The following is an 18,689-nucleotide window of genomic DNA, read 5'->3' as shown; positions in this document are numbered from 1 at the left end:
ATCGCCCCCATTATGCCAAAGGTACGGGTCGGGCAGATCGAGCTGTTCTATGAGGAAGAGGGCCAGGGTGACCCGGTCGTCTGGATCCACGGGCTTGGTATCGATCACCAGGTCTGGGCGCTCCAGATCTCGACATTTGCCCAGCATTTTCGATGCCTCGCGTTCGATAACCGCGATACCGGCGAAAGCGACCGCTCTCCGGACAGGTATACGATGAAGACGCTGGTCGATGATACCATCGGCCTGATGGATGCACTGGCCATCGACAAGGCCCATATCGTCGGCCTGTCCATGGGCGGAGCGATCGCCCAGGAGTTGGCGATCACCCATCCTGCCAGGGTCAACCGATTGGTCCTGGTCTCGACCTATACCTCGTCCGATCGGCGCGGAGCCGACGTACTCAACTCATTCGCGCTGATGCGGACCCGCTTCAGCCCCGAGGAGTACGCGCGGGCGACCATGCCGTGGGTCTTCTCCTATGACGAGTATCAGATTCCGGGCCTGGTCGATTTGGCCATTGCCCGCTTCGAGGATGACCCACACTTTCCGTCGGCAGATGTCTATACCCGGCAGGTCGAGGCGGCGCTCAGCCACTTCAGCGAAGATCGCCTGAGCCGGATCGCGACGCCGACCCTGATTGTCGCCGGCAACGAAGACCTCATGACCCCGATGCGGTTCACCAGGACGCTCCACGAACGGATCCCCGGCGCCAAGCTGGCCGTGATCCCCGGCGCCGGCCACGCCTTAATTCTCACCCGCGCCGGCGAGTTCAACCGCCTCACCCTCTCTTTCCTTCAGGAACCCTGAACGCGGCTGCGATACGATTCATCCTGATCTTCCCTTTGACGGGATCTTTGTGTTGGCCTATAATCCGGTCGAAGGAGGAACCTCGATGTCCAAGACGCTGAAGGCTCTGGAGCATGGCGGGCTCGTCCATCTGGAGCGCTTGGCCTCTATCCTGAGGGGACTGACTCCCCTAGAGCTCGAGACTCTGGAACTGCTCCTTGATCCCCAGGCGCGGGCAACCATTCGGCGCGCCCTGAAAGAGTTGGATCGGGGCGAGGGCATCCCTCTTGAGAAGTGGTGAGCCGTTTGCCATAGTCCTTGCCCCCTCTGCTCACCGACTTTACAAGAAATTCGATCCCGCCCTTCAGGAACAGATCAAAGCAGAAGCCCGGAAGGTTGCCCGATCGCCGTATACTGCTTCATCGCTCCATTCTCCCTTCCAAGATCTCCGTTCTCATCACTTCCACTTTCGCAAAGTGGAGTATCGGATTGCCTACCGTATCCGAGAGGATAAGCGACAGGTTGAGATTGTCCTGGTGAAGAGCCGGGAACGCTTCTACGAAGTCCTGGCGCGGCTCATCCGGCAACGCTAGTGCTTCGTTGTGAAAGTTAGCGCACATAATCCGTCATACCCGCGAAGCTTGTCCCCGCAGGCTTCAAGCGGGGAGCGGGTATCCAGTAAAATCAATGGATTCCCGCTTAAGGACTGCGGGAATGACGGTACGGGTATTATTGCAATTAAGCACTAAGCCTCACGCATTAAATAAATCTAACATCTCCACCCTCCCCTTAATCCCCTCCGCACCCAGGGGGTACCCGGGGAGGGGAGAATTCTTATAGTCCCCTCTCCCCTTGTGGGAGAGGGTGAGGGTGAGGGGTGTGTAAATTGACTTTCCGCGTTTGTATTAGTGTAGTAGTGCGCCGGCAATCCCTTTACAATCCGTTCGTGGTGAGCTTGTCGAACCCATGAACGGAACCTATTGCAATACTTCACCCTTCGACACGCTCAGGGTGAACGTGAATGTAAAGAAGCGTTAGATTCACTACGCTAGCGGGGACGGATGGCGGTGAGAGCACACATAGCGGCAGCCGTCCGATTCTCAGCACCCAGCTTCTGGTAGATCCGCTCCAGGTGTTTGCCGACTGTTTTGGGACTGACGCCCAGGATGGTGGCGATCTCAGCATCAGTCTTGCCGCGGGTCACCCAGAGCAATACTTCTGACTCTCGAGCTGTCAGCCCCAGGGAACCGAAGAAAGACGGCACGAGTACCGTCGGCTGCTCTTCGAGAACCAGCAAGTGATCTTCGGTACCGAACCTCACCAGTCTGACTACCAGACGCGCCGTCTCGCGCTCTACGATGAAGGGCATGGGCGGAATGGGCGACCCATCGGGCTCCGCAAGAGGCGCCGGCCCTTGTTGACGGCCTATCCATTCCTGCAGCTCAGGGGGAAGGTGTCCCTCATGTTCTGGAGCTGCTCCCCAATACGCCCTTAGGAGTTGTCGTGCTCGTAGGGTTATCTCGCGCACAGACCCGTCGCGTGCAAGGACAATAACCCCCTGCTCCAGCGTATCAAGAGCCTGCTTAGCACGGACTAACTCCTCCCGAAAGTGTGTGTGAGCCTGTATGCGCGCATAGGTCTGGACCAGATGGGGCCGCAGCAGGTTGAGAAGGAGTCGATCGCGCTCAGAAAAGGTTCGGCGATTCCGGTAAAAACCCACTCCGACCACGATGGTGGGTGCGGTGATTGAGACATGGCAGACCGCCGTAAGAACGTCTTCTACATGCCAACCCCGGTAAAGCTCATTGTACAAGCCCAGACGATGCAACTGGGATTGGCTCAGGAAGTCGGAAATCGTACGAGCCTGCCCTTCTCTTGTCTTTGCGTAATACATCAAAGTAGGGTGCTCGTGCATGTGCTGAGCCCAGATGGCGTCTGTTTCTGGGGGGTGGACCTCCTGGGGAACCACCCAGTTTCGTGAAATCCGTTGCGAGGGGATCATCTCGTTGTACGTGAGCATCTCGCAGGGGATCAAGCCTGGAGCCGCGGCAAGCAAATATCGAACGAAGGCCTCCTGGTCCGGTATAGCCGCCAGGCCTTCGAGGAATGTCAGCAGCTTCCGGAGTTGCGGTGAGGTGAGTCGCTTCATCTCCTCTTCCTAAGAGATAGGGAAGCAATACGGAATTTTCCGTATTGTCATTATACCGGCTGAATCTTACTGTCAAGCGTGAAATGCCAACGAGCGCTAGGTAAAACGATAGTTATCCGGCACCTTATGTGCCAAGGGACTGCAATTGGTGATTCGAGATCCCATATTGGTGCCCGACACATAAGGTCACCGGATATAAGGGTCGCGTATCAGGTGACCTTCACCAGCCCAGAGTGAACGTGCAGTCTCAGGATCAATGGAACGCCGCTGAATTCAATAAAACATCTAAGAGGAGGAGCCCATGAAAGGCACAGCATCACGTCTCCTGCGAATGCCCGCTGTTGGCCTAATTGAGTGGAAGGAACGGAGCAGAGAGAAGATAAAAATGAAGCGTCTGTTTATTATTGGGCCTGTTGCCTCAATGCTGAGTGTTCTCTTCCTGACAGTGAGTCCACTGCCCGCGGCGGCCATCGGCGATGTCTGGGAGCAAAAGGCGCCCAAACCGACGCCAACGGCCGGTGCGGTCGTCGGCGCCATCGGCGGCAACATCCATGCAATCGGCGGCAATATACCAAATCAAGAAGGTTCCCATACCCATGAGGTGTATGATACGGCGACCGACACGTGGAGCATGAGAGCACCGATACCGACTCCGCGAAGCGGGGCGACAGCAGGTGTCATCAACGGGCGGCTCTACATCGTAGGCGGCGTGAACGGGCCGAACAGCAATACCCCTGCTCTCGAGATCTATGATCCCAACATCGACGACTGGTCCTCAGGCGCGCCGCTTCCAGGCCCGCTCCGCAACTCCATGGCCGCCGGCGTGATCAGCGGCATCTTGTATGTAGCCGGCGGCGATTCAGGCGGCAACCCGCTCAATCTCGTCTACGCGTATGATCCAGTGCAGAACGTATGGACACAAAAGGCATCCCTGCTTCTAGCGCGGCGTACTGCCGGCTTTGCCGTGCTCGGTAACAGGCTATATGTCGTCGGAGGTCTGCAGGTTTGCTGTGCCTCAAAGGCCGAGGTTCAGGTTTACGACCCGGCATCCGATATCTGGAGCTTCGCCGCGCCGCTGCCGTCCGCACGCAATCAGATCGGCGTCGGGGTTATCGATGACAAGTTGTATGCCGTCTCCGGTATCAATGCTGTTGGGAACGATGTTGCGCCTGATGTCTGGGAGTACGACCCGCAGGCGGATAACTGGACCGTGCGAGCGTCCATTCCCACCCCTCGCGCCGGTCTCAACATCGGTACAACAACAACGGGGGGGAAGCTGTATGTGATTGCCGGATCAACAGCGAATGGATTCTCCGCTGCAACAGAGGTGTATGTGCCAATCACCGATACCGCCCCGCCAGACAACCAGCCTCCGGTCGCCGATGCCGGGCCCGATCAGACGGTTGAGTGCACAGCGCCAGGAGGCACTGCTGTGACACTCGACGGTACGGGATCGGAGGACCCGGATGGTGACCCGCTCACCTACCTCTGGACGAACTCCTTCGGCTCCGCTTCTGGAGCTACCCCGACTGTATTACTGCCGCTTGGCGACCATGAGGTGATGTTAACCGTCACGGATCCCTCGTCGGCGAGTGACGCGGATACGCTCAGCGTACAAGTCGTGGATACCGCTCCACCGGTTATCAGTAACGCCGCGGCAAGCCCGAGCGTACTCTGGCCACCGAACCACAGGATGGTACCGGTGACGGTATCGGTCTCTGCCTCCGACCTATGTGACTCCTCCTCCCATTGTAAGATCATCTCCGCCACCAGCAGCGAGCCGGACAACGGCATAGGTGACGGGACGACCGGCCCTGAAATTGTCATCACCGGCGATTTGACCGTACAACTGCGCGCCGAACGTTCCGGCGGGAGCAACGGGCGGGTATACACGCTGGAGATCCAGTGCACGGATGAATCCGGCAACAGCAGCAGCCAGGTAGTAACGGTCAATGTCCCGCACGGCCGTGGCAACTGATGCGCAGGCATTAAGACGCATTGACCCTCCCGCCAAGCGCGGCCGGTTCGTTCGAAGGGCTGGTAACCTTAGCCGGTTACCGGCCCTAAACCGGCGTCGGACGGGAATTGTCTTGCAGGCTTTTGTGCGCCCTGCCGGAACCGGAGGAGGGTGCAGCCAACAGCGCCCCAAGGATCGCAGGCCAGACTGCTCTTCACGCTCCAAGCGTCGGACTCAGTACTACGATCTACTTTGTTCGGGTTGGGGATTTTGCTTTACACTTATAAGATACCGAATTATGTTGTTGTTGTGTCATATTGTCATTATGGCGTGAGGTAGGTCATGGCCAAGACGGTCAGCGTTGCCGAGGCGAAACGGGACTTTTCGGACTTGATGAGCCGCGTCGCGCTCAAGGGCGAGCGGTTCGTTATCCAGCGGCGGGGAAAGGCTGTGGCCGCCCTCGTGGGCGTCACGGACCTGGAGACACTGCAAACGGTCGGCGCGCGCGAGGAAGGGAAGGGCCTACTGGCATCATTGGCTGCCTGGGAGGATTACCCCCAACTTGAGGCACTCATCGCTGATCTGTACCGGGCCAGAGAGCAGGCAAAGGATCGGAGGGTCAGGAAGCTGCCGTAGTGTACCTGTTTGACACGGACACCATCAGTAATCTTCTCACGAAACGGCCATCGCCCGCCCTGGTGCGGAGATTGGCCGGTGTTCCTCCTCAGTATCAATTCACCTCTGCGATCACGGTCGGTGAGCTGATGTACGGTGCCTATCGAAGCGCTCGCCCGGACTATTTTCTCCACAAACTGGATCATCTGGTCTGGCCGAACGTGACCATCCTCGCGTTTGACGCGGCCGCAGCGCGCGTCTACGGACAGCTCAGGGCAGAACTGGAGCGCAGGGGCACATCGGTATCGGAACCCGATCTTCGCATCGCGTCCATTGCCCTCGTTCGCCGGCTTACGGTCGTTACCGGCAACGTCCGTCATTTCTCTCGAATCGCCGACCTCCGAGTCGAGAACTGGCTTCAGTAGCGAGTACCGGGACCGACGCACTGTCGCGGGTGATACCTCGGGGTGACAACTATACCCCCGCAGGTACATTTTTTCCTTGACACGGCCCAGGCCAACGGGTAGTCTGTTGCCGCTTATCGATATTGATAATCGTTTTCACTTTCTATGACTATGCAGGATAAACTTCTCCAGTTTCAGCAATATCTTCATCGGGCCGGGCTGAAGGCGACCCGCCAGCGCGAGTTGATCGCACGGGCCTTCTTTGCCACCGCCGCGCACGTCAGTGCCGAGGGCCTCTACCGCCGAGTGGCGGGTCGGCATCCGCGGATCGGGCTCGTGACCGTCTATCGGACGCTGAAGCTGCTGAAGGGTGCCGGGCTCGCCCACGAGCGGCAGTTCGGCGATGGGCGCGCGCTGTTCGAACACGCCTCCAGCGAGCGCCACCACGACCACATCATCTGCACCGAGTGCGGCAAGATCACCGAGTTTGCAAACGTTGAAATCGAGGCGTTACAGGAACAGGTCGTTCGCAGGCTCGGGTTTCATATTCAGTACCATAAACTGGAGTTGTACGGTCTGTGTCGGGACTGTAGTGCACACGCCGGTCGAGCCCCAGGGATGCATGCGCTCGGGGGTGGCTAGGGCTCCCGGGAAGCGTACTCTTGTGCGATCCAATTGAAAATGAATGTCTTTGTCATGCTGTGGAGGTTGTGCCATGGCTTCGAAACTACAGATGTTGACCCCTGAACAGCGCCGCCACGCGCAGTCCGTCGTTCTCGACTCGCCCAGGATGCCGTACGGCCTGATCGCCCGTCTCCTTTTCAAGACGATGGACCTGGTGTATGGGCGTGAAAAGACGTTGAGCAAATTCAAGGTGCTGGAGCTGATCGCCCGCGTCCCGTATCAGTCGTGGGAAAACGTGGCCTATGTCGCCATCACCCACATGTACGCCGATCGCGAGTTTGCGCGCCGGGTCTTCGACCGGGTCAAAGAGGCCCGGGAGGCCCAGGACAATGAGATGTGGCATCTGCTCATCCTGGAGGAACTCACCCATGCCCGCGGCATCAACGAGAATTTTGTGCTGCATCGCGTTCTGCCCCAGGTGATCGCCTTCATCTACTACCAGACCTGCTGGTTGCTCTACGCCATCAAGCCGTCGTGGAGCTACCTGTTGAACGCCCAATTCGAGGACCATGCCGAGCATGAGTATATGGAGTTTGTCGCGGAAAACCCCGAACTCGAGTGGGAGGGTTTCAAAAGCCTCTTTGAGGAGGACTATGGCTCCTTTGAGAGCATGGCGGATCTATTGCGTCAAATCGCCTACGATGAGCGGATGCATAAGGAAGAGAGTCTGGAGGCGATCGCGACGGCGCGATTTCAGTAAACGGGGGGCGGTGCCATATGAGAACGGCCGCTTGGGTTGTGACACGCTTTGGAGGGTAAGGCGCAATGACACAAGTCGGAAAGTCGATATCCGTGTACAGGTTCGTGCGGTCGCTGCCCCGCTGGGTCCTTCTGTTCGCGGCATTGTTGCCGGCGTATGTCGACGCGTCCGCGTCAGCCGCCGAGTTGGTCGTCTACTCCGGCCGCAAGGAGAGCGCCATCAAACCGGTTGTGGAGCTCTTTGAGCGCGAGACCGGCATCAAGGTCGCGCTCAAGATCGGGAAGACCTCCGGCCTCGCAAACGCGATCCTGCAGGAGCGAGGGCGGCCGCAGGCCGATATCTTCATCGCCACCGAGGCGGGCGTCTGCGAGATTCTGGCGAGGCAAGAGGTCCTGGAGCCCTATGCATCGCCCGGCGCCCGGGCGATGCCGGCCGAGCACAAGAGCTCCCGTGGATTGTGGACCGGCATCTCCGGTCGCGCTCGGGTCATCATTTACAATAAGAATCTTGTCAAGGGCGGCGATATCCCGAACTCCATTCTGGATCTCGCCGACGCCAAATGGAAGGGGAAGATCGCCATAGCCGGAACACGCGAACGGACCACCCTTTCCTGGTTGAGCGCCCTGGTCCAGGTCATGGGCGAAGCGAAGGCCAAGGCCTATATCGACAGGCTGATGGCCAACGGTCTGAAGGTGCTCCCGGACAACTCCGATGTCTGGCGCGGCGTTGGGAGCGGAGAGTTTGCCGTGGGGTTGACCAACTCACCCAACTACCATTTGGCGGTCCAGGCCAACCTGCCGGTCGGGGTCGTCTATCCGGATCAGGGGCCGCGAGGGATGGGTATCCTGGTCAACCCGAATGCCGTGGCCATTGTGAAGGGCGCGAAAAATCTCGATCAGGCCAAGCGTTTCGTCGATTTTCTGTTGAGTAAACCGGCTCAGGATCTCCTGGTTCGCCACGCCTTCGAGATCCCGCTTTTGCCAGGCGTCGATCCCGGTGCGGTCAGACCCCTCTCGGGGTTCAAGGCGCTGCCGATCAACCAAGAGCGTCTGGCCGAACTTGAGGATCGCACCATGACCCTCTTCCCAGGTTTGTAAGGAATCGATGGGACCAGAGGTGAGGTAAAGAATCGCGCATGATCAACACCACCACCGGCGTACGACCTATAGAATCCGGAGGGCTGAGGGTATTACGGCGACCCCGAATCATGGATCCCGGACCGGCAGCCATTGCGGGAACGGCGTTGATCATCCTTCTGACGGTCTCTCCCCTGGCTACCCTCGCGACCTCGGTCCTGGCCGCCGGGGCGAACGCCCTTTCGATTGTCACCCAGGGCCCCGTCCTCTTGCTCATCGCGCGAACCGGGTTGCTCGCCGCCCTCGCGACGTTGTGGGCCATCATCCTTGGGCTGCCGCCGGCCTGGATCCTCACCCGTACGGACCTGCCCGGACGGCGCGTCCTTCTGGCGGTGGCGGTGCTGCCGTTGGCGATTCCTCCGTACATCGGCGCCCTGACCTACATCACCCTGCTCGGCCCGGTCGGCTGGGTGAATACGACGGCCCAAGCCTTGGGCGCCGGCGGACCGATTGCCAACATTTACGGCCTGTGGGGTGGGATCTTCGTGCTCGGCCTGTTCACCTATCCCTATATCCTGCTGATGGCCGGCAGCGCCTTGCAAGGCTCCGACCCGGCCCTGGAAGAGGCGGCGAGGGCTGTAGGTCTGGGGTCGATTGCCACCTTCCGTCGCGTCACGCTCCCCCTGCTGCGCCCCAGTCTGCTGGCCGGGGCGTTGCTGGTCTTCCTCTATGCCCTGTCGGACTTTGGCGCCGTTTCGTTGCTTCGGGTCGATACCTTTACTACCGAGATCTTCCATCAGCTTAATACCCGCTTCGACCAGCGGAACGCGGCTGTCCTCTCCGGTGTGCTGGTTCTTATTACGGCCGGTGTATTGATCGCCCAGCGGGCCACCCTGGGCCGCCGCAGCTATGTCCAGCGCCGAAGCGGCGTCAGGCCGCCCACCGTCTATCCGCTCGGACGGTGGAAGCTTCCGGCCCTCTGCTGCACCTACATCGTCCTCGGCGGCTCGGTGTTTCTGCCGGTGGCGCTGCTGCTCTATCAGACCGGCTCGCTGATGACCTTATTGCAGACGCTGGTCTCCGGCTACCATTTCCTGTGGAACAGTCTCTGGACGGCGACGGTGGCCGCGACCGCAGCATCGGGGCTTGGGCTCTTCGTCGCGTACCTCGCCCAGCGCCGACAGGGCCCGGTCGGGTTACTGCTGACGTCTGCAACCCAGCTCGGGTATGCCGTCCCCGGTACCGTGCTCGGACTAAGCCTGATCCTCCTTTACAATGCCTACCTGCCATGGGTCTATGGAACCGCCGCCATGGTGATCATCGGCTACCTCTTGCGGTTTCTGCCGCAGGCGGTCCAGGGCAGCACCGCCGCGCTGGTTCAGGTCGATGCACATCTGGAGGAGGCGGCCCGCAGTCTGGGTCGATCCGCCTGGCAGGCGCTTCGTGAGGTCACCCTCCCCCTGATCCGTCCCGGGATTGCGGCGGGGTGGATGCTGGTCTTCATCTCGTCGATGAAGGAGCTGGCGGCGACACTGCTGCTGCGCCCGGCCGGATTTGACACCCTGCCCGTCCGAATCTGGATTGCCTCGATTGAGGTCGATTATGCCGGGGCCGCCGCGACGTCACTGATACTGATCGCCATCACGGCGGTCCCGCTCTTCCTGATGACCAGACGGGATGCCACGTTATCACGGATCGAGTGAGTCGATGCGATGAAGCGACAGACAGAAAGGCGTATAGGAGAGAGCGCGGTGACGGCAACAAAGGTGATCGCGTGGGACCAGATCAGCCACCCCCGGAAGGCCAAGGCTGTGCCGGGCCCGGCGCCCCGCCCAACCGTCATCCGGGTTGAGCAGGTCAGCAAGCGTTTCGGGGGCGGCTCTGTGATGGCAGTCGACGGGGTCTCCTTTTCTATCGAGAAGGGGGCGATCCTGGCCCTGCTCGGACCCAGCGGCTGCGGCAAGACGACGACCCTCCGGCTGATCGCCGGGTTCGAGGCGCCCGACGGCGGGTGGATCGAGATCGGCGGTCGAACGGTCGCCCAGGACGGTCTCTTTTTGCCGCCGGAGCAGCGGGGTGTGGGCATGGTGTTCCAAAGCTATGCGCTCTTCCCGCACCTCACCGTCCTGGAGAACGTCGCATTTGGCCTGCGCCAGTGGAGTGGGGAGCGACAACAAAACCGGATCGCGGAGGCGCTCGATCTTGTTGGTCTCTCGAAGCTTGACGGGCGCTATCCCCACGAACTGTCCGGCGGGCAACAACAACGCGTTGCGCTGGCCCGCGCGCTGGCCCCCAGCCCGCAGGTCGTCTTGTTGGACGAGCCGTTCAGCAACCTGGATGCCGACATGCGGGCGCAGATGCGGGAAGATGTCCGCTCCATTCTCCGCCAGGCCGGAACTACGGCGATTTTCGTGACCCATGACCAGGAGGAGGCATTTGTCATCGCCGATCAGGTCGGGGTATTGAACCACGGCCGCCTGGAGCAGCTTGATCGTCCCGAGGCGATCTACCACACTCCGGCCAGCCGTTTTGTCGCCCGGTTTGTCGGCTCTGCCGATTTTATTCCCGGCCTTGTTCAAGGCGAGAGAATCACCACCGAGCTGGGTGTATTGCCGAACCAGCGAGGACTTGCAGGAGGACAGGCGGTAGAGGTAATGATCCGACCGGATGATATTGATCTGATCCCAGATCAGGCGAGCAAGGCGACCGTGCTTACCAGGCAGTTCCGTGGCGCCGACAACCTGTACTGTGTACGCCTGCCGTCCGGCCAGAAGATCCACAGCAGCCAGGATTCCACGAGGATCATTGAGCCGGGGACGTTAGTCGTCGTCAGGGCTAACCCTACGCATGTCGTCTGTTTCGACATCAATGGGGTAGCGCAGTGAATGAGGCGGGCTGATTACTGAAGGCTGAACGCTAAGAAGAAAAAGGCGACCCCACCGCTCCCTGCTTGCCGGCCGGCGCGGTGGAGCCGCCTGCTGCCTCGGAGGGCCATGTTGTCGATTGACCTATGCGGTCTTTTTGCTTCTGGCCTTCCCGGCTTTTTAATTCTAGCAACCTCCCCGGAGGAAGTCTAGTGCCGTTCCAAGGCGACAGCGAAGTGGAGGTATGGGCATGCCATTGAGGGAGATGAGCATTCAAGGGCTTCACCGATGCCGAAAGAGGTGCAAGACAGCTCTGGTCTTGGATTCCTCAGCCGGATGGAAACTGTGGATCGCCTTGACCCGCGAGGAGACGCACCGCATTGCGAGCGAACTTCGGATCGAAAGCAATCACCCTGCGTGTCGGTGTTATACGAATTCGCTCTATGCGCTGATCGAGGGTCTACTCTCACCCGGCGGCATCTGGATCACCTCGGTCATTCTGGACGCCGCGGGAGACGACATGGTTGTAGCAACCGTCAAGATGCGGGCCGGCGTCATCGACACGGCAGCCGCTTGTCACACCGCCGATGCGCTCGCCCTGGCCATTCGTCTTCGGGTGCCGATCTTTGCAACCGAGACACTGGCAAAGCTCGTTGAAGCGAAAAACGCTGGGCGCCGGCAGGATCCCCTGCCGGCAGATGCGGACACGGCCTCATGGCTGGACAGGATCAAGCCGGCGGACTTTATCCAATGAACCGTTATACATCAACGTTCTAGTGTCCTGAGTCGGAAGTTCGGTGAAGAAGTGGGCGCCCTATGTATCGTCATTCCCGCGAAAGCGGGAATCCAGACCTCCGGTATTTCCTGGATTCCGGCTCGTGCCCATCATACGGGCTTGGCCGGAATGACGGCCAGAAATATGTAACGAATTTCAGAAACCGGACACCAGACGCACTGGCGGTGATCGTGGCGTGTGCCACGACTTCGCCGCCCCAACCGGTTACAAGGTCAGGAGGAACATCATGAACGAATCGCGACGATCTGTTGTCTTCCGCCGGTCTGGCAGGAACCGGGAATTAAAGGTTCTCCTGCTGCTGCTCATTCCCGTCCTCACGATGCTGATCGGGTGTACATCCGCCATCGCCCAACACACCCGCACATACTTTATCGCCGCCGTCGATCTGGACTGGGACTATGCCCCGACCGGTATCAACCAGATCAGCGGGAATGCGTTTGGCGAAGGCGAGAATGTCTTCGTACAAAGCGGCAAAGAGCGGATCGGTAAGGTGTATCAGAAAGCCGCCTACCGCGAGTTTACGGATGGCACCTTCGCGACGATGAAGGCCGCCGATCCGCGATGGCAACACCTGGGCATCCTGGGTCCCGTTATCCGGGGGGAGGTGGGAGACACTATTCAGGTCACCTTTAAGAATATGACCAGCTTCCCCGCCAGCATGCACCCCCACGGCGTCTTTTACAGAAAGGATTCCGAGGGTACCCCATATAACGACGGCACCTCCGGATCTGACAAGGCTGATGACGCGGTCCCCCCCGGCGGCACCCACACCTATACCTGGGAGGTCCGGGAGCGGTCGGGCCCAGGCCCCATGGACGGCAGTTCTGTCCTCTGGATGTATCACTCCCACCCTGACGAGCCGAAGGACACGAATACCGGGCTGGTCGGACCGCTGATCGTTACGCGACAGGGAAGCGCGAACCCGGATGGCTCCCCCAAGGACGTAGACAGGGAATTCGTCACACTCTTCACCGTCTTTGATGAAAATGCCAGCCATTATTTGGAGCAGAACATTGAAAGATTCACCGGCAAGCCGCGTCGGGTGCTGAAGAAGCGACTGGAGGATGATGATTTTCGGGAGAGCAACCTCATGCACGCGGTCAACGGCTACCTCTATGGCAACCTGCCGGGGCTGACCATGGAGCAGGGCGAGCGGGTGCGCTGGTACCTGATCAGTATCGGGACTGAGGTTGACCTGCACACACCCCACTGGCATGGCCAGACGGTGTTGATGGCTGGAATGCGCACCGACATGGTGGAACTGCTGCCAGGGAGCATGAAGACGGTGGACATGGTGCCGGACGCTCCGGGAACGTGGCTGTATCACTGCCACGTCAACGACCACATCGATGCAGGCATGATGGCGCTGTTTACCGTCACCGAATAGCAAGGAGGATTTTACGACGTGGGTGGACGCGATCTGACGATTCTTGATGATTTCGGCCGCAGCCGACGGCGGTTCATCACGGCGATTGCGGGAAGCGCCGGAGGAATGCTCTTCGGGCTGGTCTGGCCCGGAACGGCGCGGAGTAACTCGACACAGCGTACCCTGGCCCTCGGCCGTCTGCTGATGGGTACGGTCGTGGAGATTGAGGCGAATCACCCTGACCTCTCAATCGCCAGGAACGCGATCGAGGCCAGCCTTCAGCGGATGGAGGACGTGGATCGCCTGATGAGCGTTTTTCAATCCGACAGCGAGATCGGCCTGGTGAATCGCGCAGCCGCCACGCGCGCGATCGCCGTCGGGCAGGAGACCTTCACCGTGCTGACGGAGGCTCAACAAATAGGGCGTATCAGCGGCGGTGCCCTTGATGTCACTGTCCACCCGTTGGTGCAGCTCTGGCAGCGCGCGGCTATGCGAGATCGGCTGCCGTCGTCGCAGGAGGTAGAGGCTGCGGTTGGACTGGTGAGCTATGACGGCCTTTCCCTCGACCCCCGTTACCGCCGTGTTCGATTGCAACGCGCCGGGATGGGAATCGATCTGGGGGGAATCGCAAAGGGGTATGCCGTAGACGTTGCGGCAGAAACATTCGCGCACAACGGTGTTCGCAGCGGGCTGATCGACGCGGGGGGGGACCTCCGAGCCGTCGGCCGCAATCGGGACGGGGCTATCTGGAGGGTCGGTTTGCGGCATCCTCTTGCGCCTTCGAGGTTGTTGCTCGCGGTGCTGGTCGAGGACGAGGGTGTGGCGACATCCGGGAATTATTTTCGGTATGTCACGATTGGGGGGCGGCAGTACGGACATCTGTTGCACCCTCAGAACGGACTCCCGGCGAATGCCGCCCTGAGCGCGACCGTCGTCGCCGGGAGCGCGATGCGCGCCGACGCGCTGGCGACCGCCGCGATGATCCACGGGACGGACGCAATGACCTTCATCCGCCGGCTGCGCGGGGTTGAAGGAATCGTGGTCAACCCGCTCGCCGGCCGTCCGGGGAAGGTCGCGGTGCGGATCACGCCGGGGCTTCGTGGCCGGGTGGAGCTTCTGGACGGCTCTGCGGAACTTGAAGGGTAACCTGCTCACATAGAAAGGAGATGTAGATGGCACTGTTGCGCTGGCTCGCCTGAACGATGATCTGCTGACCCACACATGTGACGAACCAGTCAAAAGGAGGGGGAGATGAGGTTGCTGCGATGTCTCACGGCCGCATTGATAGTCGGAATGGCTTCGCCTATCATAGCGGTCGCGGCGACACCACCATTAGAAGTGCTGGAGAAACAACTGAAGGAACTTCAGGCGCAAATCGAACTGCTCAAGCAGGACAAGCAGGAGCAGGACCGAAGGATGCGGGAAATCGAGGCGGCCGAGAAGGAGCGGGCCGCCAAAGAAGCTGAGGCACTACGAGAGCAGGCCAAGCGAGGAGAAGAACAGGAGCGGAAGACCAGCATCCTCGCCGAGGAGATGGAGGCGATCAAGAAGCGGTACATCCTGCCCGAGACGGCCGAGCTCAAGAGCGCCTACGGCCTGGGTCCGGCGGCATCGAAGGTCTATCAGACACAGCGAGGGCTCGCCATCGGCGGCTACGGAGAGGCCAGCGCCATCTTCTTCGTCAACGACAAGGACCAACCGGGCAAGCAGCGAAACTTCGGTGACCTGTTGCGCTTCGTGACCTATATCGGATATAAGTTTACCGACCGGATCGTCCTGAACTCAGAGATCGAGTTCGAACATGCGAAGGTTGGAGCCACGACGAGCTCAGGCAGCGGAGATGTCGAGGTCGAATTCGCCAACCTGGATTTCCTCTTCACGGACTGGCTCAACTTCAGGGCGGGGCTGCTCCTGATCCCGATGGGATTCCTGAATGAGATGCACGAGCCCCCAACCTTCTTTGGCAACATAAGGCCGGAGGTGGAGCAACGGATCATCCCGTCCACCTGGCGGGAGTTGGGGGCCGGGTTTCACGGCACGATTCTGCCGGGGCTGACGTACCGGACCTATGCCGTAAACAGCCTGAACGCCAAAGGCTTTAACACCGCCAACTTCCGAGGAGCCCGTCAGAGCGGAAACCGAGCCCTGTTCGAGGACGTAGCCTGGACCGGCCGCCTCGATTACAGCCCGATCCCGGGCGCTCTGGTAGGGGGCTCATTCTTCTGGGGTACCACCGGACAGGATCAGTTGTTTGCGGGGAAGAAGATCAATCCGAACTTCACACTCTTTGAGTTTCATGGTCAGTATCAGTACCGAGGGCTGCACCTTCGCGCGCTGTACGCGCAGGGTAACCTCAGCGACGCCGCCGTCTTGAGCGCCGATCTGAAGCGTTCCATCAGCCGGCGTCTGTTGGGAGGGTACATAGAGGCGGCCTATAACGTCCTGCCTCTGTTATGGCCTGAGACCACGATGTCGCTGACCCCGTTCATTCGGTTCGAGCGGCTGGATACCCAGGCCGATGTCCCCACCGGCGTGACCCGTGTCGCGTCGAACGATCTTCGGGTGATCGCCAGCGGTATTGACTTCAAGCCGATCCCCAATGTGGTGTTCAAGTTTGACTATCGCGCCTTCAATGCGGCGGCCGGGAAGGTAGCTGATGAGGTGAACGTCGGCCTCGGGTTCGCTTTTTAGCCGGCGCTGGAGCAGATGTTAAGGGGGTTCACGGGGGCCACGAGGCGGCAGAACAGCAAGCCTCTCGCAGCCCCCGTCACCCCCCTATCACAGGAACAAGAAGGATAAGGCAGATGCGTCTCTTGACCATCCTGGTACTCATCGCGCTGGTCTTCGCAGCACCAGATCACCTGCTCGCCAAGGTCTTTTACGCCAAGGACGAGGCCATCAAAGCGGCCTTCCCGGAGGCCGATGACATTGAGAATAAGACGTTTTTTTTGACGGAGGCTCAGCAGAAGCAGGTTGAGAGCCTCGCGCGCACGCGGCTTGATTCAAAACTTGTGACCATGTATATGGGAAAGCGGGGCGGAAAGCTGCTGGGTTACGCCGTGATCGATGCGCAGACCGTTCGCACCCTCCCCGAGGTCGTCATGGTTGTACTCTCCCCTGAAGGGCGGGTGGCATCGACGATCGTCCTGGCCTTCTATGAACCCCTGGAATACCTGCCGGAAGCACGCTGGCTCAAGCAGTTCGATCAGGCAAGGCTTACCCCGGATCTCCGGGTGGGAGGCAGGATCGCCGGGATCACCGGGGCGACCTTGACCGCTCGGGCCATGGCCGAGTCGGTCCGCAAGGTGCTGGCCCTCTACCAGGTGTTGATCGCAAAGGGAGAGCGGTAATGCGTTTCGTCGTCACAGGGGAGTGGACCCAGAACCGGCTCCTGCGCGCTATCATTCTGTGGTTTCTCGTCTACAGTGCGGGCCTGTGGCTCACCAACGCATTGTTCTTCTTTAACCAGATGGGGCTTAATTACGAGTCTGTCGTCGCCTATTACAGGGGATCGGAGGAGCAGTTCATGCCGCCTCGCAGCTACAAGGTCTTGCTCGAGATCAGCCATTTCCATCTTCTGGCCATGGGCATCTTCATCCTGACGCTGAGCCACCTCGTGCTGTTCGTGCCCTTCAGGCCTCTGATCAAGATCTGGCTGATACACCTGACCTTCCTGTCGGCGATTTCCAACGAGGCCGCGGGCTGGTTGATCCGGTTTGCGCATCCCTCTTTCGCCTACGTCAAGATCGGCGCGTTCCTTCTCCTTCAGACCACCATGGCAGCGCTGATCGTCTCCGTCCTCGGTGCGCTTTACATGAAGGTTCCCAACGCCTACCGGGACGATCTCCGAAAGGCAGAATGAGGGATGAATGTGAAAAATATTCTGGCGCTTTTTTGGGCACTAAATAGCAAGGAGGTGTTCGTATGCTTCAAGAGCATCAAATGGCAGTAGAGGAGAAAGACAGGAGGGTGGCGGTTCAGGAAAAGGAGTTCAATCTGGGCGGGCAGTTCAATGAGGACGGAACAACCCGACTCGAGATCGCCCTTCTGGCCTCTAAAGGCAAAACGAAACTGGAGCTTCGTCTCTTAGGCTATGGCGAAGGGATCGGCTGGTATATCCAGAAGCGTATACGGCTCGATCCGCTTCAGATCAGGGCTCTGAAAACAATTCTGGGGAGGGGCGCCGGGCGAGTGAAATCGTCTATCCCGACATTGAAAATGACATGCAAAATCAGCCAATACACACAAAGGAACCCTCAAGGATTGAGCCTCTCGCTCTGTCCCTGAGAGTTCCGATGAGGAAGCAGCGGCCTTGGATCAGGCGACCTGTTTGAGGCGCACCTCTTTGGTAGCGATGACCAATCGCTTCTGGGCCAGGAGCTTTTCGAAGCTCTCGATGTGTCCCTGCGTATCGTGACAGAGTTGCTCGATCATCACCCGGAGGGCGACATCGTCCTGTACCTCCTGCAGCAGCGCCTTCAGGGCCGTAAGGGCATCCCGTTCCGCCGCCAGGCCCTGCCTAAACATCTCGGCCACTTCGAGCGATTGGGTGATCAGCGCCGGTTCAATGGTGGGGACGCCGCCCAACGCCACGATCTTATCGCCGAGGCGCTCGGCATGCCCCATCTCATCTTTGGCCCGGTCCCTGAAGAAGTCGGCAAGGTATGCCCGCTCGAGGCCCTGGATCAGGACGCTGTCCTGGAGGTACTGAATCATGGCTGCATATTCGATGGCCAACACTCGATTGAGCCCTGCGATCACCCGCTGAACGTCCATGGCTTCCTCCTTTCCTCTGGGCCTTACAGGCTGAGAGAGTAAGGCGATAACGTTGCGGCGTAGAAAGCGCCCTGAATACTTCATAACTTAGACCCCATAGCGGAAGATGTCAACCTTGCTATGAGTAGGCAGATCGGTTCCGAGAGACTACCTCCAACTGTTCAGGTCTTACTGGGCAAAAGGCTCAGGGCCCTTCGATCAGCGCGCGGGCTTCGCCAGGACGCGGTAGAGGCGAAGAGTCTGAACTACAAATACCTTCAGCGCATCGAAGCGGGGCGATGTAATCCCACATTAAAGACACTTCAAAAGATCGCCTCCGCCCTAGACGTTCGAGTCGAAGACCTGTTCCAGTTCCCTCTGGGGTCGTCCGAACGGTGTTCAGAGGCCCAGGAGGTTATTGGCCTCGTGACAACCCTAGCTGCCAGTCGGGATAAGGCGGCTCTCAAGAAACTTCGGATCTTCATCAAGGAGATCCTGGGTCGGAAGGGCTAACTAAAGAGATCAAGGAGGGGAAAA

At 59.6% G+C, this 18,689-nt stretch carries 21 protein-coding genes; 19 read left to right on the top strand and 2 right to left on the bottom strand.

What is annotated here, in order from left to right; translation table 11 throughout:
• The first annotated feature begins 12 nt into the window (after positions 1-12).
• The 3 genes from C3F12_03915 to C3F12_03905 all read left to right on the top strand — a co-directional run bounded on the left by C3F12_03915 (position 13) and on the right by C3F12_03905 (position 1,379).
• Positions 13-807 carry an alpha/beta hydrolase gene (locus C3F12_03915; protein ID PWB47141.1) on the top strand — a complete coding sequence of 265 codons (795 nt, stop codon included), beginning with the start codon at positions 13-15 and terminating at the stop codon, positions 805-807.
• 85 nt (positions 808-892) lie between these two features.
• Positions 893-1,087 carry a hypothetical protein gene (locus tag C3F12_03910; protein PWB47140.1) on the top strand — a complete coding sequence of 65 codons (195 nt, stop codon included), beginning with the start codon at positions 893-895 and terminating at the stop codon, positions 1,085-1,087.
• Positions 1,053-1,379: a hypothetical protein gene (locus C3F12_03905; protein ID PWB47139.1), complete on the top strand. Its 327-nt coding sequence runs from the start codon at positions 1,053-1,055 to the stop codon at positions 1,377-1,379. The genes C3F12_03910 and C3F12_03905 overlap by 35 nt, the downstream gene beginning before the upstream one ends.
• A gap of 455 nt (positions 1,380-1,834) precedes the next feature.
• Here C3F12_03905 and C3F12_03900 read toward each other — a convergent pair whose 3' ends face one another.
• Positions 1,835-2,935: a hypothetical protein gene (locus C3F12_03900; GenBank protein PWB47138.1), complete on the bottom strand. Its 1,101-nt coding sequence runs from the start codon at positions 2,933-2,935 to the stop codon at positions 1,835-1,837.
• A gap of 301 nt (positions 2,936-3,236) precedes the next feature.
• Between C3F12_03900 and C3F12_03895 the strand changes: the two genes are divergently transcribed.
• From C3F12_03895 to C3F12_03825, 15 genes are all read left to right on the top strand, one after another.
• Complete coding sequence (locus C3F12_03895; protein ID PWB47137.1) at positions 3,237-4,913, top strand: hypothetical protein; 1,677 nt, start codon at positions 3,237-3,239, stop codon at positions 4,911-4,913.
• A gap of 321 nt (positions 4,914-5,234) precedes the next feature.
• Complete coding sequence (locus C3F12_03890) at positions 5,235-5,528, top strand: type II toxin-antitoxin system Phd/YefM family antitoxin (protein PWB47136.1); 294 nt, start codon at positions 5,235-5,237, stop codon at positions 5,526-5,528.
• On the top strand, positions 5,528-5,932 hold the full coding sequence (locus tag C3F12_03885) for a PIN domain nuclease (protein PWB47135.1): 405 nt from the start codon (positions 5,528-5,530) through the stop codon (positions 5,930-5,932). Before C3F12_03890 ends, C3F12_03885 begins: the two co-directional genes overlap by 1 nt.
• Before the next feature lie 150 nt (positions 5,933-6,082).
• Positions 6,083-6,553: a transcriptional repressor gene (locus C3F12_03880; GenBank protein PWB47134.1), complete on the top strand. Its 471-nt coding sequence runs from the start codon at positions 6,083-6,085 to the stop codon at positions 6,551-6,553.
• A 43-nt stretch (positions 6,554-6,596) separates the two neighbouring features.
• On the top strand, positions 6,597-7,295 hold the full coding sequence (locus tag C3F12_03875) for a hypothetical protein (GenBank protein PWB47133.1): 699 nt from the start codon (positions 6,597-6,599) through the stop codon (positions 7,293-7,295).
• Between the two features lie 65 nt (positions 7,296-7,360).
• Positions 7,361-8,392 (top strand): hypothetical protein, encoded by a 1,032-nt coding sequence (locus C3F12_03870; GenBank protein ID PWB47132.1) that lies wholly within the window; start codon positions 7,361-7,363, stop codon positions 8,390-8,392.
• A 38-nt stretch (positions 8,393-8,430) separates the two neighbouring features.
• Positions 8,431-10,074: an iron ABC transporter permease gene (locus C3F12_03865; protein PWB47131.1), complete on the top strand. Its 1,644-nt coding sequence runs from the start codon at positions 8,431-8,433 to the stop codon at positions 10,072-10,074.
• 9 nt (positions 10,075-10,083) lie between these two features.
• Positions 10,084-11,256 (top strand): ABC transporter ATP-binding protein, encoded by a 1,173-nt coding sequence (locus tag C3F12_03860; protein PWB47130.1) that lies wholly within the window; start codon positions 10,084-10,086, stop codon positions 11,254-11,256.
• A gap of 223 nt (positions 11,257-11,479) precedes the next feature.
• Positions 11,480-11,989, top strand: a complete 510-nt coding sequence (locus C3F12_03855) for a hypothetical protein (protein ID PWB47129.1) — start codon at positions 11,480-11,482, stop codon at positions 11,987-11,989.
• 268 nt (positions 11,990-12,257) lie between these two features.
• Positions 12,258-13,418 (top strand): copper oxidase, encoded by a 1,161-nt coding sequence (locus tag C3F12_03850; protein ID PWB47128.1) that lies wholly within the window; start codon positions 12,258-12,260, stop codon positions 13,416-13,418.
• A gap of 18 nt (positions 13,419-13,436) precedes the next feature.
• On the top strand, positions 13,437-14,543 hold the full coding sequence (locus C3F12_03845; GenBank protein PWB47127.1) for a hypothetical protein: 1,107 nt from the start codon (positions 13,437-13,439) through the stop codon (positions 14,541-14,543).
• 105 nt (positions 14,544-14,648) lie between these two features.
• Complete coding sequence (locus tag C3F12_03840; protein ID PWB47126.1) at positions 14,649-16,088, top strand: hypothetical protein; 1,440 nt, start codon at positions 14,649-14,651, stop codon at positions 16,086-16,088.
• Positions 16,089-16,201: 113 nt separating this feature from the next.
• On the top strand, positions 16,202-16,747 hold the full coding sequence (locus tag C3F12_03835) for an FMN-binding protein (protein PWB47125.1): 546 nt from the start codon (positions 16,202-16,204) through the stop codon (positions 16,745-16,747).
• Positions 16,747-17,259, top strand: coding sequence for a hypothetical protein (locus C3F12_03830; GenBank protein ID PWB47124.1), 513 nt, complete (start codon positions 16,747-16,749; stop codon positions 17,257-17,259). The genes C3F12_03835 and C3F12_03830 overlap by 1 nt, the downstream gene beginning before the upstream one ends.
• Before the next feature lie 62 nt (positions 17,260-17,321).
• Complete coding sequence (locus C3F12_03825; protein PWB47123.1) at positions 17,322-17,684, top strand: hypothetical protein; 363 nt, start codon at positions 17,322-17,324, stop codon at positions 17,682-17,684.
• Between the two features lie 30 nt (positions 17,685-17,714).
• Here C3F12_03825 and C3F12_03820 read toward each other — a convergent pair whose 3' ends face one another.
• Positions 17,715-18,257, bottom strand: coding sequence for a bacterioferritin (locus C3F12_03820; protein PWB47122.1), 543 nt, complete (start codon positions 18,255-18,257; stop codon positions 17,715-17,717).
• A gap of 36 nt (positions 18,258-18,293) precedes the next feature.
• Between C3F12_03820 and C3F12_03815 the strand changes: the two genes are divergently transcribed.
• A complete protein-coding gene (locus C3F12_03815; protein ID PWB47121.1) occupies positions 18,294-18,665 on the top strand; it encodes a hypothetical protein in 372 nt (123 codons plus the stop codon).
• Positions 18,666-18,689 lie beyond the last annotated feature (24 nt).

This window comes from Candidatus Methylomirabilota bacterium, from assembly GCA_003104975.1.
In the GTDB taxonomy this organism is placed as follows: domain Bacteria; phylum Methylomirabilota; class Methylomirabilia; order Methylomirabilales; family Methylomirabilaceae; genus Methylomirabilis.
This window is presented reverse-complemented; position numbering and strand designations above follow the sequence as displayed.